Source organism: Staphylococcus sp. NAM3COL9, assembly GCF_001431205.1.
Classification (GTDB): Bacteria; Bacillota; Bacilli; order Staphylococcales; family Staphylococcaceae; genus Staphylococcus.
Genome location: NZ_LGPC01000006.1, coordinates 65,656 through 81,112 on the forward strand (window position 1 = coordinate 65,656; position 15,457 = coordinate 81,112).

The following is a 15,457-nucleotide window of genomic DNA, read 5'->3' on the forward strand; positions in this document are numbered from 1 at the left end:
TTTTCCCGAAAGTGTAAACGTTTTATCTAGCGAGCAAATGATGTTTGTCAGAGTTATCATTTCGTTATATAATAAAATTGTATTCGTTTTATCTATATGTGAACTGGGTAAATACTTAATAATCATTAAAACAATGGCTGGAGGGATTTTACATGACAGATTTTACAATTGTACAAAATGAAGAAGAATTATTACAAAAAGTTAAAGAAAAAATTTCTAAAGGATATGATGAATCAGAACTATCCGTTTTATCTAGAACAAAACTCCATATTAATGAATTACATAATTCCGAAGTGAGTTTAATAGCTACAAGTGGATCATTTAGCGATAAAGTTGCTAAGATCATGACTGGTGAAGACGGTGAAGAAGTTGTCTTATCTCACTATGATATTACAGATGATGAAAAAGAACATTATAGAAATGAAATATTAAACGATAAATACATTATCGTAGCTGCGAGAGATACTTCTTCACATGCAGAAGTAGAAAAAACAAACGCGGCTTATGAAGATGGATCAGTTGTTGGGCATCACTATGCCGAAGAATCAAACGGTCCAAAATCGTAAGTATATGCTTATTGTAATTATTTTGATTCTGGTATATAAATGCAATATGCTATGTTGTAAATATAAGTTAGAGACTATACAGTAGTTGACTAAAGATTTAGTCAGTCTTGTGGGAGCGGGACAGAAATCAAAATTGATTTCTGTCCCGCCCTTTTTCAATTACATAATAATTATTAACAATGTATAGAACATATGTTAATAAATTACAAATATAACTATTATGTTATAATGAACGCAATAATTTTGGGGGTGTGTCTATGGAATTTAAAGCCGTAACGTCAATTAATGATCCATTGTTCAAATCAGCTTTAAAGATATATGACGAAAAGTTTGATATCGGATTATCTGAGGATGAACAAATATTTAAACAATCGTTAAAAAACGAACATACTAAAGATGATTATCTATTTTTGGTTGGCATCGAGTCAGAAAAACCAGTGAGTTTAGCTACTGCTCACTATGAAGCAACGACGAACTCAGCTTTTTTAATTTATTTAATAGCTCTTGATCAACCTAACCATGATGAATTAATTAATTTAACATTGAAACGTATGGAAAAAGAAATCAATAAATTATCAAATCAACTACATGCTCATGATGCTAACTTCATCATGTTAGAAGTTCCAAAAGAACCTGAAGAAGTATCTGAAGACGAAATAACGATTATGGATAATAGACGTCAGTTTTTATTCGAAAATGGTTTCGAACGACAATATGATATTGATTATTTAGCACCAAGTCTGAAAGGTTTTTCTGAGGGGCGACCTATGGATTTATTTATTAAAGCTAATATCGAATTAACTAAAGACATTTATGGACCAAGTATTAAATCAAATTATATTTTGAAGTATGTATTTGCTAATAGAATATCTAGAAGTGTTATTTATCCTTTACTCACGGAAATGGATTTGCGCAAATGATAGCAGGCACCACTTGAAATCACTGTTAAAACAGTTTAGACTAACATAGAGGTAAGACTGACGTTTCACTAACCGAAGACAAACGTCCGTATACATAAATCACTTATATGAAAGGACTTATTACTATGTTAACTAAAGAATTTGCACTACGTGTAGAGCTAAGTGAAAAACAAGTCCGTAAAATTGTTCAACATTTAGAAGAACGCGGTTACCAACTTAGCAAAACCGAATACCGTGGCCGTGAAGCTACAGATTTCAAAGAAGAGGATATTGAGCTTTTCCAAGAGGTTGCCGAAAAAGTTAAACAAACTAATAGTTATGATTTAGCTTTCGAAGAATTAGAAAAAGAAAAAGACTTCCTACAAGTACTTGTTAAAGAAAATGACAGTAATCTACCTACTGACCAAAATGTTTCTAAACTTGTAGATGACTTACGTTCTGAAATCCAAAAAATGCGTGACGAACGCCAAATGCTTGGCCAAATGATTAACCAAGTACACCAACAACAACATGAATTACATGAAATGCAAAATCAAATCACATCAAAATTAGATGCTAACACTGAATCATTAAAGGCTATCCAAACATCAACGGATGAAATTAAGACAACTCAAAATGTGATTCAAGATTCTCAAAAAGAACAATCAGAACTTGTGAAATCTAATGTTGAAACTGACAATATTACTGCTTCTGCGAGTACAACTGCTGGCAAAGGTGATAAGTTAACTGATCATACTACTGAACAAGCTTCAGCTACTACTACACATCCAGCTAAAGATAGTAAAGTAAGTACTGAAAACACTTCAAACCCAGTTCAAGTAGAAAATAGTGAGATTGCGCAAGTTGGTGCTCAACCATCTTCTATAGCTAATCCAGCAACTGATGATAGCAAAGTTGCTTCAACTACAAATGAGACAGCTAAAGAAACTAACACAACAAGCGCTTCAGCTACAGCATCTTCAGAAGAAAAAGATACAACTTCAGTTGATAAAGCTAAAGATGACTCTGTCCAAAAAACACCAGACAATGATCAAGCTACTGAAATAGTATCATCTAGTGAGCAAGAAGCATCTTCAGAGCAAACGCACGCTTATGAATCACCACTTGCTAAAGAAGAACCAAAAGATGAACGCAAAGGATTTTTTGCTCGTTTATTCAATCTATAAAAGAAACTATAATTATATAAAAAAGCCATCCCAACAATCAAGGGATGGCTTTTTTATATAATTATCCAGTATATTACCTTCTACCTCATTAAAAACCTTCCTAGCAGTGTCTCACTGCATTTCATTATTGTCAGAATATAAAGTCATTTTCATTTTCAAATTTTCTTGCAAAATAGACTTGAATATTATCAATTTTTCTAATATCCTTAGTATGCTTATCGGAATTAAAAATTAAATTATGAAAGTGTAGGTCCTGCTTTATGTTATTAACAATTCTTAACATCGTCATTTTTATGGCCTTCCTCATCGGATTATATGTAATGGCTAAACGACACGTCTCATTTCCAAAACGTGTTTTCAGTGCATTAGGTGTAGGTATCATTTATGGTATTTTCATTCATCTAATTTATGGTGTGGATTCTACGATAACTAAACAAACAACAGACTGGTTTAGTATTGTCGGAGATGGCTATATCGCATTATTACAAATGATAGTAATGCCCCTAATCTTTATTTCAATCGTTTCCGCTTTCACTAAAATTCAAATTGGAGAAAAGTTTGCTAAAATCGGCATTTATATTTTTATGTTCTTAATCGGCACAGTTACTATCGCAGCTATCGTTGGTATTGTATCTGCCCTTGTTTTTGGCTTAGATGCTTCATCTATCGATTTAGGGAGTGCTGAAAGTGCAAGAGGTAATGAACTCGCAAGTCAAGCTAAAGGCATGACTGCCGATACATTGCCACAGCAAATCTTAGAGTTACTACCAAGTAATCCATTCTTAGATTTCACAGGTCAACGCACAACTTCTACTATTGCAGTCGTTATATTTGCTGCATTTATTGGTTTTGCATTTTTACGTGTAATGCGTAAACAACCTGAAAGCGGAAATATCTTAAAACGTGGTATCGATGCATTGTATAACTTAGTAATGGCAATTGTAACGTTCGTATTACGTTTAACACCTTATGGTATTTTAGCCATTATGACATCAACTATTGCCACAAGTGATTTCGGTGCAATATGGACATTAGGTAAATTTGTGCTCGCATCTTATGCATCCCTTATCGTAATGTATATCATTCACTTACTTATTGTTACAGGCTTAGGATTAAACCCTATTACTTTCGTTAAGAAAACGGGTGAAGTACTATTATTTGCCTTTACGTCTCGTTCAAGTGCAGGATCATTACCACTTAACGTACAAACTCAAAAAAATCGTTTAGGTGTACCAGACGGCATTGCTAATTTCTCTGCCTCATTTGGTTTATCTATCGGACAGAATGGTTGTGCTGGTATTTATCCAGCTATGTTAGCTATCATGGTAGCACCTGCTGCCGGCGTTGAAGTTAACTTACAATTTATATTGGCAGTTATCGGCGTTGTCATTATTAGTTCATTTGGTGTAGCTGGTGTTGGTGGCGGCGCAACGTTTGCTTCAATCATCGTATTGTCTACACTGAACTTACCTGTAGCACTTGCAGGTGTGTTAATTTCTGTAGAACCATTAATTGATATGGGTCGTACTGCTCTGAACGTCAATGACTCTTTACTTGCAGGCACAGGTACAGCTAAACTGACAGACAACTTAGATAAAGACGCTTATAACTCAGAAGAATATGGTGAAATTACAGGCTAATCAGCCTTTAACCCAAACCATCATTGTGCATTAATTGTTCTAACTATGATTAAAATAACAAATGTAAAAACCTTCCCAAACCGTGTCGTTTCACGTTGTTTAGGAAGGTTTTTATTTTATTTAATATTCTGGTTTGAACGGTCCCCAAGTGATTCTTTCTTTACCGTCTAGCGGAATCGTATCTATTTCTTTTGATACATCATCAAACCATTTTAAAAAAGCGGGGTCTTTTTCCAAATATGCCTCAACGCTTTCTTGCGTGACATCATGTAAATACCAAGCTTTACTTTCAAATTCATATTGAATTTGAGCATATGCTAACCTAACTTTGTCTACGCTATCGTATAAACAATTCACTTGTTTCACTAAATTCGGAGCTTGAGAAACAATACTACCTGAAATAATTTTTTTATGCGTTTCATTAACCAAATCATTCCACATTCTGAGTTGGCCATCCATTTGAAAAAACAAATCGATTGTTGAATCTTTCTCATCAAAGGTGATTAAAATAAATATGCGTTCAGCTGTATGATCTACTGAATTGATTGCTGTTACAAGAACTTTTTGCGCCATTTTCGCCCAATACTTTTGTGCTTCTTCCGGGGTTAGTTTTCTCTCCGATGAATAAATATATTGATTATTTAGGTCACGTCCATTAGTCTCATACGTTTTTTTTCTAAAAAATCTATTAAACATGCTCAAATTAGCCAACCCCCTTCCTTAATGTAATGCGTTTGTGAAAATGAAACACTTTAAGTACCTTGCTATTATATTATTTTCTTATAAAGCCAGATCTATTCAATTGATCTAACATATTTAATCTTTGTTTTGCGCTCATAAAACTCGCGATTTGATTAGACCATGTTTCACTACGTTCACCGTTCGTACGCGATTTATAATAATCGCTTATGGTTTGATCATATATTTGTAAACTTTCCTTTTGCTCGTCTTTATCGCTATTATATCTATCTCGATGAAAAACATGGTCAAATGGTAAACGCGGTTTCGGGCTGCCATCTTCCCCATCTTCAGGTATACCGAGTGCCATACCAAACAGAGGAAAAGTGTGCTCAGGTAGGTCTAATACTTCTTTAACGCGCTCAATATCATTTCTTAATGAGCCTAGATAGACGATCCCATAGCCCATATCTTCTGCTGTAGTAGCGATATTTTGTGCTACTAACGTTGCATCTATCGTACCAACAAGTAAGCCTTCCGCAGATTCAAATGATGTCTCCATTTGATGTTTAGAATCTTCATTTACTATTGAGTGTCTATAATAGTCCATTACAAAAACAAACAAATAGCCATTTTCTACGACATAAGGCTGTCCAGATACTTCTTTCAAATCTTCTTTTATCTCAGGATCTTCTATACCTATAATGGAATAAGCTTGTAAATAACTAGAAGTCGAAGCGCTTTGTCCTGCCTCAACAAGTTGTTTAATATACTCTTCTGGAATAGGCTCTTTCTTAAAATTTCTGACTGAATGGTGTTTTTTCAATAAGTTGTAAACGTGATCAGACATGCTATCGCTCCTCTGTGCGTAATATAATCATAGCTTAACAAAAGTATATTTTGTTTCCTTACGTTATGTTTACCCATTTTCCACCTTTCTTAAAAGATTTGAAAGTAATTAAGTTTATGGTTAGCATAATATTAACTATATTCTGAAAAAAGTAGTGCTAAGATTTCATGACTCAAGCCAATACAACCTATGAAACAATCGTATAACGGCATAGTAGAACATGAGGCGACTCTACAGAATTACTCGGTAACCCCGTCAAGTCTGTTAAATGGCTTGCACAAAACTCGCAACGCACGATAAAAAATTACTCAAAGGTCATATCATTTCTTCAGGTACCTTTATATCACCTATCCCTGTAAAACTAGGATCTTATAAAGCGGAATATAGCAATGTTGGACAAGTAGTTGTCATATTTGTAGACTAACCTCTTCTTTACTCACGGCACAGATTATTTTTGTGCCTTTTTTCTCGTCAATCAAATGGCATATACTTTCGTAATGCATACTATAATTCACAAATCATTTAAAATAATTCATTTAACCAATAGATATGTTTCTCTTTATCCTAATGTGGAAAATACTAAATGTACGTAAAGATAGGGGGTATTTTAATGAGCAACAAAAAGAAAGAGCAATTAAATGAAGTAGAAAAAAATAATGACGATAAAGCAATGACGACTAATAATGGGGTCAAAGTAAGCGAAGATGAAAACACGCTAACTGTTGGTGAACGTGGCCCCAGCTTATTAGAAGATTTCCATTTCAGAGAAAAAATCATGCATTTCGATCATGAACGAATCCCAGAACGTGTTGTCCACGCCCGTGGGTTTGGTGCACACGGCGAATTTCAAGTTTATGAAGATTTATCGAAATATACTTCAGCCGACTTTTTAACTCACCCCGAGAAAACAACGCCACTATTTGTTAGATTTTCCACAGTTCAAGGTTCTAAAGGCTCTCCTGATACAGTTAGAGATGTCCGTGGCTTTGCGACAAAATTCTATACAGATGAAGGTATTTTCGACCTAGTAGGGAACGATATACCAGTGTTTTTCATACAAGATGCAATCAAATTCCCAGATTTAATTCACGCAGTTAAACCAGAACCACATAACGAAATGCCTCAAGGTGGCACTGCACATGACACATTTTGGGATTTCTTTGCTCAAAACCCAGAATCTACGCATACCGCTGTATGGGCTATGAGTGATCGCGGCATACCTAAAGATTTCAGACAAGTCGAAGGTTTCGGCGTGCATACGTTCCGTCTTGTTAATAGTGAAGGACAGTCTTATTTTGTTAAGTTCCATTGGAAACCACTCCAAGGACTAGAGTCTCTCGTATGGGATGAAGCACAAATTCTACACGGTAAAGATGTCGATTTTCATCGAAAAGACCTGTATGAATCTATCGAAAAAGGAGATTATCCTGAATGGGAATTAGGTCTACAAATCATTCGTCCAGAACAAGAATTTGACTTTGATTTTGACATTTTAGACCCGACTAAGATTTGGCCAGAAGATCAAATACCAGTCCAAAGAGTTGGTAAAATGACGTTAAACCAAAATGTTACGAATGTGTTTGATGAAACAGAACAAGCCGCATTCCATCCTGGTCATATTGTGCCAGGTATCGACTTTTCTAATGACCCATTATTACAAGGACGTTTATTCTCCTATACAGATACACAAATCACAAGATTAGGTGGTCCAAACTTTAATCAAATTCCAATTAACCGCCCTGTAAATGAAGTACACAACAACCAAAGAGAAGGCATGCACCAAACAAATATAAACAAGGGACAAGTTGCGTATCATAAAAATGCGCTGAATAATAATGACCCTCATACAACACCAAAGAAAGAAGGCGGTTATGAACATTATCAGGAAAAAGTTGAAGGCCGTAAAATTCAAAAACGCAGTGAAAGTTTTAAAGATTATTATAGCCAAGCCAAGCTTTATTTAAATAGTCTGACTCAACCTGAATTTGATCATACAGTAGATGGCTTTTCATTTGAAATCGGTATGTGTAAATCGGTCATGGTTAAACAAAATGCTGTTAACCAATTGAACAAGGTCGACCGTACACTAGCCGAACGTGTAGCTAAAAATGTAGGTGTGGAAGCACCCGCAGAAAATGAAGAAGTTCAATCAGACGCAAAAGATAGCAAACTAACAATGGAAAAATTTGATATTCCGTTAGCTGGACATTCTGTAGCTGTCGCAGTGAATGGCGATATTAGTGCTGTCACGCTAAAATCATACGCTAAAACGTTCACTGAAAATAAATTGAACTACGCATTTGTAGGGCAACATCCTAAAGATATCTCGGAAGACTACGGTATCACTGAAACATTTGATACTGCACATCCAACTTTATTTGATAGTTTAATTGTTCTTTCAGATGGTAGCGACATCCTTTCATCAGTTGAGGAGTTTGCAGAACTCACTTATAAACACAACAAACCATTAATCGTTAGCCAAGTAGCTGCGACAAATTTAGCAGATGCCAAATTGAATATAACAGCACCTGGTGTTTTCGTATCGGATGATCCTAATACAATTGTGAAAGCATTTGATAGAGCAAGATATTGGGATAGATAAAAAATTCACAAATAATTATTAGCTGCCTAAGTTATAACTTAGGCAGCTTTTTATTATAATAGAAAATAATGGGTATTATTACATTAAAGAGATCATCCATAAATACATTTCAACATAAGGCGATATTTTACATATTTAATTTTAAAAAGCAGATTAAGATAATGAGCATGCGATTGCAATCTGCCATTGCGTCTGAAAATAACATTAGGTTCGTGATGCTGAACATGTAATATATTATCTTTAAATAAAGGATGTGATTGATATGGAAATTGGGAAAAAGATTAAAGAACAAAGAGAGCAAAAAAATTGGTCTCAGAACAATTTAGCTGAAATACTTAATATTTCACGCGAAAGTATTTCAAAATGGGAATTAAATAAAGTCTATCCAAGCATTGATATGTTAATTAAAATGAGCGATTTGTTCGACACCTCATTAGATGAACTCATTAAAGGAGACAAGCAGCTAAAAAATACAATTATTGAGACATATCAGCAACCTGTTTCAAATGATAAAGAGAAACCTGCTATGAATGGTTGGGAATTCCTAGCAAGTTACTGGTGGTTGTTCTTCCCTGTTGCTGCAATAATTTGGTGGATGGTAGGATCATTCATGTAATTAAGTACTAAAGCCTTATTTGGTAAACTTATACTTATAAGAAAATACTAGACCTATTTCATATACTGAATAGGTCTTTTTCGTTATTCATTACTTATAAGTATAACTCCCCTGAAAGCTAGTCGTTCACAAAATTGTAAAAAATAATATAAAAAGCTATGCAATCAGCATTTTAAAGTACTTTTAATAAATAATAAGCCTTTCTTCTCATTTTATATGTTTAGTTGAGAATTGAAAGGCTATTTGATATATAGAATGGTTATATTAAATATGTAAACGCTCTCTTTCTTCTTTATATTTTCACTTATCAATAATAGTCTAAAAGCTAACATAGAGCGTTATTTTACACTTTATCTATATAACCCTTCATCGTTGACGAGAATATATGAGCATGTAATAATAGAAAGTGAAAGATTAGAATTATTACAATTAGGAAGCGTACCAACTTCAACCAAAAAATAGATAATAAATCAGGAGGATGTTTTTTATGTCTTTAATTAATAAAGAAATTTTACAATTTACAGCTAATGCTTACGATCCAAAGCAAGATGAGTTTATCGAGGTTTCAGATGAAAACTTAAAAGGTTCATGGAACGTTGTTTGCTTCTACCCAGCAGACTTCTCATTCGTATGTCCAACTGAATTAGAAGATTTACAAGGACAATATGATAAATTACAAGAATTAGGCGTAAACGTGTATTCAGTATCAACTGATACGCATTTCGTACACAAGGCTTGGCATGACCACTCAGAAGCAATTAACACAATCCAATACACTATGATTGGTGACCCTTCTCAAACAATCACTCGTAGTTTTGACGTATTAGATGAAGAATTAGGTTTAGCTCAACGTGGTACTTTCATCATAGACCCTGATGGTATTGTGCAAGCAGCTGAAGTTAATGCTGACGGTATCGGCCGTGATGCAAGTACACTTGTACACAAAATCAAAGCAGCACAATATGTACGTCAACACCCAGGTGAAGTTTGCCCAGCTAAATGGGAAGAAGGTTCTGAAACATTACAACCTGGTCTTGACTTAGTAGGTAAAATCTAAGGAGGCATTGATTTAAATGCTTAATGATCAGCTAAAATCACAACTAAAACAACTACTACAACTAATGGAAGGTGATGTTGTACTAAGCGCAAGTCTTGGTTCAGATGAAAAGTCTAAAGAATTAAAAGAATTATTAGACGAAGTAGCTGAGATGTCATCTCGCATTACTATAGAAGAAGTAAACCTTAAACGTACACCAAGCTTTTCTGTTAATAGACCTGGTGAAGAAACAGGTATTACATTCGCTGGTTTACCAATGGGTCATGAGTTCAACTCTCTTGTTCTCGCTTTATTACAAGTCAGTGGTCGTGCACCAAAAGAAGAACAAGCAGTTATAGATCAAATCAAAGCATTAGACCGTCCGTTACATTTTGAGACTTTTATTAGTTTAACTTGTCAAAAATGTCCCGACGTTGTTCAAGCTTTAAACTTAATGAGTTTGGTAAATCCAAATATCACGCATTCTATGGTAGACGGATCTATTTTTAGAGACGAGTCTGAAGATATTATGGCTGTCCCCGCAATTTTCTTAGATGGAGAAGAGTTTGGTAACGGACGTATGACAGTTCAAGATATTTTAGCAAGCTTAGGCAGTCAAGCAGATCCAGCTGAATTTAACGACAAAGATTCATATGATGTATTAATTGTTGGAGGTGGACCTGCAAGTGGTAGTGCAGCAATTTATACTGCACGTAAAGGTTTACGTACAGGTATTGTTGCAGACCGCATCGGAGGTCAGGTCAACGATACTGCTACTATCGAAAACTTTATCACTGTTAAAGAAACAGATGGCCCTAAATTCACTTCAGCACTCGAAGATCATATTAAACAATACAATATCGATGTAATGACTGGTATTCGTGCCAACGATATTGAAAAAACAGATGACGGTATCATTGTCACTTTAGATAATGGTGCGCAATTAACAAGTAAAACCGTTATTATTTCAACAGGTGCACGTTGGCGCAAGCTAGAAGTACCTGGCGAAGAAGCATTGATTAATAAAGGCGTTGCATTCTGCCCGCATTGTGATGGTCCTTTATTTGAAAATAAAAATGTTGCTGTTGTAGGCGGCGGTAATTCTGGAGTCGAAGCTGCAATCGACCTTGCAGGTATCGTTAAACACGTAACGTTACTTGAACGTAACGCTAAGCTTAAAGCAGACAACGTATTACAAGAACGTTTAGCTTCTTTACCAAACGTAACTATAATTAAAAATGCTCAAACAACAGAAGTTTTAGGTGACAGTGCAGTAACTGGTATTAAATATCAAGATAAATCACTTGGCGAAGACCATACTTTAGAACTCGAAGGTATTTTTGTTCAAATTGGTTTATTACCAAACACTGAATGGCTTGATAACTATGTTGAATTAAACCAAGCTAAAGAAATTGTAATTGATCGTAAGAATGCTACAAGCATCCCTGGTATTTTCGCTGCTGGTGATGTTACTGATGATCGCAACAAACAAATTATTATTTCTATGGGTGCTGGTGCAAATGCAGCATTAAATGCTTTTGATTATATCATCAGACATTAATCGCACCCTCTTCATTTAATAATAAAGATTAGAAACTGGGACATAAGTCCTGACTCTAATCGCAAAGCTGGCTTAGAAGCAATCATGCTTCTAAGCCAGCTTTTTATTTCCCTTGGATATTCATCCAAAAAATACAGCTTTCTTATACATATAAGTAATTAAACCAAAATAGAAAAACCCTGATTGTGAGTCCCGACATCATTAATAATTAGGAAAATGAAATTTCAACTTCTCCTAAAGAGTCAAAAGTTGCTTTGAAGCGATCTTCTTTTTTCACATCCACTGCTTTTGTTAGCGCACCTGCAAGTATTGACTCACCCGCCTTCAGCTGAATATCATACTGATGGAGCGCTTTTGCTAGCCATACTACAGCTTCAAGCGGATTCCCTAATACTGCTGAACCATAACCTTCATCTAGCTTTTTATCATTTTTAAACACTTCCATTTTGACCGAAGGCAAATCAATTTCGGACAACTTTACATGTTTTTTTCCGAATACGGCTCCAGCTGAGGAACCATTATCAGCCACAGTATCTTCGAATTGTATTTTCCAATCCTTGATGCGGCTGTCAATGATTTCGGCTGCTGGTAAAACATAATCAATCGCTTCCTTCACGTTTTCCAAAGTAACATTTTCACCATCGATATCCTCTTTGAGGACAAAGGCGATCTCAAACTCTACTCTCGGTGCAATGTATTTTTCTGTATCGATGGCAGTGCTTTCACTATGTATCATATCATCAAAGATATGACCATAATCTGGACGATTCACTCCCAGCATCTCTTGCATAGCCTTGCTAGTCAGTCCAATTTTCTTACCTTTTACTGTCGCGCCGTCTGCAATACGTCTTTGCACATATTTAAGCTGCGCACCATATGCTTCATCTACTGTAATATCTGGAAAGCACTCCGTAAATGGTTCTACTGCTTCTAATGATTTTTCAGCATCATATATATAGTCACCAAAATCATAAGTTATCGTCATATGAATCCCCCTATTCTGCCACCGTTTGATAGAAAGTATAAGATTCAACTCTCCTCTTCCAAGTGATGGCAACCTCAAAATTATTTATCTTATTCATCAGGCATTTTTGCGTAAATGTAATCTTCTGGTCTTCATTGTCTACGTAAATCTGGGCTTCATATCGTTTGAGCCCGGTATCAATCGTTACATTATATATACCATCCTGAGGCAGCATATAACATTCCTTGAGAGACAGATATCCATCCACCACTCGAGCCCTAGTTGTATACGCCCTGCCTATTAGCTTCCTAACTTCGTATATCTGACCATCAAGAATTGCTTTCCTAATACGTGTTGAGCTGATCTTTTCATTTAGATATACCACTTTCTCCACTTTGGAGGTGCTGATTTTAAAATTAGAATCAGCTTCAAGACGATCCATGTTACCCATGCCTTTGAATCCATAAGAAAAATCATAACCGGCCACTGCATGCATACTCCCGAACTTCTCCAGATATTCTTCAACAAATGCCTCAGGTTCCATGGAAGCGAATGCCTTTGTAAATTTCACAATATAGAAACGGTCAACACCCATACCTTCCAATACATCCGCCTTTTCTTCAAGCGGCATCAAATAATCCACCCGCTTCTTTCCATTTGAAATCACCGTTTTCGGATGTGGAAAGAAGCTCATTACATCGAGCGATGCGTCACGTATCTCAGCCTGCTCTTTCGCAGTTTCAATCACCCTTTGATGTCCTTTATGCATGCCATCAAAGAACCCTAATGCAATAACATTCTTCCTTGATTTCTGCTGCCAGTTTTTGAGCTTTGCGTCATCTATATAAATAATCTCCATTTAATCCGCCTCCAAGTAAACGATTGTTTAATGAGTCACTTAAGTCAATGTTTCTAGTCTTCTGTATTTACCACAGTTAAATATTAACGGATCCCCATCTTCAAGTACAAGATCGTTCACTTTACCAATGAAAAGTACATGATCTCCCTCTGTATGCTCATTGTGCACGTCGCATGATAACTGGCATAGTGCATTTCTTATGACCGGTGCATCTGCCAGACGGTCGAATTCAAACTTTTCCTCAAATTCCTTCTGACCGGCGAATCTCATTGATTCTTCTTGTTGCTCGCATGAAAGTACGTTCACTGAAAATGTCCCACTCTTGCGGATTCTCTCCAACATTTTTGCGTTATTCCCGATTGAAATCACGATTAATTTCGGGTCCAATGATACAGACATGAAGGCATTCGCTGTCATGCCGTAAACTTCTCCTTCAACTTCTGCTACGATAACGTTCACGCCTGTTGCGAATTTCCCCATTGCGTTTCTGAACTGACGATCATCCATTATAATTACCTCCTAAAATTTAAATCATATCAATCAACTGTCATATATTCCTCATCAATTTCTTTATCCGACTTCTGGTTTAGTTTCTTTTCGATTACCCTATCTTCATCGACTTTTTCAAACAGTCGTGATTTTTGAATTACGAAATAAAGTACAATCCCAACAATTAATGCTGTGGTTGCGCCATAAAGTGCCAAAGTGATTGCCATCAATCCTGCAACACCCATTTCCGATTCTTCTTTGAGCTGTTGCATGCCAATTGTTATACAAAGATAGCCTGTCAAAATCAGTGTTATCGACAGTGCAATTGGTAAGAATGGTCTAAAGAATGAAACTAGTGGCAACAGCATGATGCCAATACTGAAAGCAATCAACATCGAGTTAGTTCCTGAATATATCGAATCCATCGATTTTCTGCCATACGTATATCTTTCCGCTACCGATACTGTACCTGCAGTGAAAATCGGACCTGCCATTCCCGGATGTGGTGCAAATAATCCATTAAGCAAGTTACGTAAAAACGTTAATTTATGCAGCATGCTGAAGCTGTACTTTATTTTTTCATCTGGTCTAGATTCCTCTGCCCTCTTAATCACTTGATCTCCAACAATGATATCTCCATAAGCTATAACATATGCCATGATTGCTGTGGGTACAGCAGCGATGAACATTTCTATCCCTGGAAATCCAATAGAGAAAGGTGACATTGACCATACTTCTTGTATTGACAATGGAGTAATGCCCCACTCTATTTTAGGAAAAGAATACTCACCAACCACAATTCCAATAACGATGGCTGTAATTATTGCAGGGATGATACCGTAGCTAGCAATCTTTTTTATCAAATTGCTCTTTTTTGATATCTTTTTGAAATACACGGAGAACATGATGAACAGAGAGAGTACTGCACCGATTCCAATCGTTATAGGTGTTTCCGTTAATCTTCCTCCCGGTTGTATTTCTGTCATAATCGCAGTGATGCCTGCTCCAATTAATATGCCACCCTTTAGTGAGTTCGGCAGTCTTTTAACCACCTTTTCTCCTATACCGCTTATCCCGAATATCAAGAATATTAACGCCAGAACAAGCTGTACTGCAATTACTGCTTGTATGGCTTCTGGTCCAGGATCATACCCTTGTAAAAATACGATGATTAAAGGAATTAACGCTGTAATGAAGCCTGATACGAACGGTACGCCCATAGTAGACGGCAGAAGCATTAAAATCTGATTTAATATTGTTATCGTCAATGCTGCTTCATATGAAACGCCCATGAAGCTAGTCATGACCTCAATCATGCTTAGACCAGCCGTAAACAAAACCAGTCCCTGCACTAATTCAGCTTTCTCCAATTTGTAATGGATAAATGGCAAACGGATTTTGAATGACCCGAGAGGCCAGTACGGCTGTTCTTCCCCATCCACTCTCTTTTTGAACACTGGATTAAGTCCTCCTTTATGGATAAATAGATGGATGTCTCAAGACATCCATC

15 protein-coding genes are annotated in these 15,457 nt (G+C 36.0%); 9 read left to right on the forward strand and 6 right to left on the reverse strand.

Annotated features, from left to right (window positions below; genetic code table 11):
* The first annotated feature begins 152 nt into the window (after nt 1-152).
* The 4 genes from ACA31_RS01450 to ACA31_RS01465 all read left to right on the forward strand — a co-directional run bounded on the left by ACA31_RS01450 (nt 153) and on the right by ACA31_RS01465 (nt 4,292).
* Nucleotides 153-566, forward strand: coding sequence for a general stress protein (locus tag ACA31_RS01450; protein ID WP_057511613.1), 414 nt, complete (start codon nt 153-155; stop codon nt 564-566).
* Between the two features lie 257 nt (nt 567-823).
* Nucleotides 824-1,486 (forward strand): hypothetical protein, encoded by a 663-nt coding sequence (locus ACA31_RS01455; RefSeq protein WP_057511614.1) that lies wholly within the window; start codon nt 824-826, stop codon nt 1,484-1,486.
* A gap of 125 nt (nt 1,487-1,611) precedes the next feature.
* Complete coding sequence (locus ACA31_RS01460) at nt 1,612-2,652, forward strand: hypothetical protein (RefSeq protein ID WP_057511615.1); 1,041 nt, start codon at nt 1,612-1,614, stop codon at nt 2,650-2,652.
* A gap of 260 nt (nt 2,653-2,912) precedes the next feature.
* Complete coding sequence (locus ACA31_RS01465) at nt 2,913-4,292, forward strand: L-cystine transporter (protein ID WP_057511616.1); 1,380 nt, start codon at nt 2,913-2,915, stop codon at nt 4,290-4,292.
* A 120-nt stretch (nt 4,293-4,412) separates the two neighbouring features.
* On the opposite strand, the gene ACA31_RS01470 is transcribed toward ACA31_RS01465, so the two are convergent.
* Both ACA31_RS01470 and nfsA read right to left on the reverse strand, forming a co-directional pair.
* Complete coding sequence (locus ACA31_RS01470) at nt 4,413-4,988, reverse strand: hypothetical protein (RefSeq protein ID WP_057511677.1); 576 nt, start codon at nt 4,986-4,988, stop codon at nt 4,413-4,415.
* Nucleotides 4,989-5,064: 76 nt separating this feature from the next.
* Nucleotides 5,065-5,820 carry an oxygen-insensitive NADPH nitroreductase gene (nfsA, locus tag ACA31_RS01475; protein ID WP_057511617.1) on the reverse strand — a complete coding sequence of 252 codons (756 nt, stop codon included), beginning with the start codon at nt 5,818-5,820 and terminating at the stop codon, nt 5,065-5,067.
* A gap of 268 nt (nt 5,821-6,088) precedes the next feature.
* Here nfsA and ACA31_RS13025 point away from each other — a divergent pair, with 268 nt between their 5' ends.
* The 5 genes from ACA31_RS13025 to ahpF all read left to right on the forward strand — a co-directional run bounded on the left by ACA31_RS13025 (nt 6,089) and on the right by ahpF (nt 11,635).
* Nucleotides 6,089-6,244 carry a hypothetical protein gene (locus ACA31_RS13025; RefSeq protein WP_253721347.1) on the forward strand — a complete coding sequence of 52 codons (156 nt, stop codon included), beginning with the start codon at nt 6,089-6,091 and terminating at the stop codon, nt 6,242-6,244.
* A 186-nt stretch (nt 6,245-6,430) separates the two neighbouring features.
* A complete protein-coding gene (locus ACA31_RS01480; protein WP_057511618.1) occupies nt 6,431-8,422 on the forward strand; it encodes a catalase in 1,992 nt (663 codons plus the stop codon).
* 262 nt (nt 8,423-8,684) lie between these two features.
* A complete protein-coding gene (locus ACA31_RS01485) occupies nt 8,685-9,038 on the forward strand; it encodes a helix-turn-helix domain-containing protein (RefSeq protein WP_057511619.1) in 354 nt (117 codons plus the stop codon).
* Nucleotides 9,039-9,525: 487 nt separating this feature from the next.
* The gene (gene ahpC, locus ACA31_RS01490; protein ID WP_057511620.1) at nt 9,526-10,095 is read left to right on the forward strand and encodes an alkyl hydroperoxide reductase subunit C; all 570 of its coding nucleotides are present in this window, start codon (nt 9,526-9,528) and stop codon (nt 10,093-10,095) included.
* Between the two features lie 16 nt (nt 10,096-10,111).
* Nucleotides 10,112-11,635: an alkyl hydroperoxide reductase subunit F gene (gene ahpF / locus ACA31_RS01495; RefSeq protein ID WP_057511621.1), complete on the forward strand. Its 1,524-nt coding sequence runs from the start codon at nt 10,112-10,114 to the stop codon at nt 11,633-11,635.
* 208 nt (nt 11,636-11,843) lie between these two features.
* On the opposite strand, the gene ACA31_RS01500 is transcribed toward ahpF, so the two are convergent.
* Genes ACA31_RS01500 through ACA31_RS01515 form a run of 4 tightly spaced genes read right to left on the reverse strand, consistent with a single transcriptional unit; the run spans nt 11,844 to nt 15,404 of the window.
* Complete coding sequence (locus tag ACA31_RS01500) at nt 11,844-12,620, reverse strand: 2-keto-4-pentenoate hydratase (protein WP_057511622.1); 777 nt, start codon at nt 12,618-12,620, stop codon at nt 11,844-11,846.
* Nucleotides 12,621-12,630: 10 nt separating this feature from the next.
* Nucleotides 12,631-13,458, reverse strand: coding sequence for an FAD synthetase family protein (locus tag ACA31_RS01505; RefSeq protein WP_057511623.1), 828 nt, complete (start codon nt 13,456-13,458; stop codon nt 12,631-12,633).
* A gap of 39 nt (nt 13,459-13,497) precedes the next feature.
* Nucleotides 13,498-13,965 (reverse strand): flavin reductase family protein, encoded by a 468-nt coding sequence (locus tag ACA31_RS01510; protein WP_057511624.1) that lies wholly within the window; start codon nt 13,963-13,965, stop codon nt 13,498-13,500.
* A gap of 29 nt (nt 13,966-13,994) precedes the next feature.
* Entirely contained in the window at nt 13,995-15,404 is a 1,410-nt protein-coding gene (locus tag ACA31_RS01515; protein WP_057511625.1) for a solute carrier family 23 protein, read from the reverse strand.
* Nucleotides 15,405-15,457 lie beyond the last annotated feature (53 nt).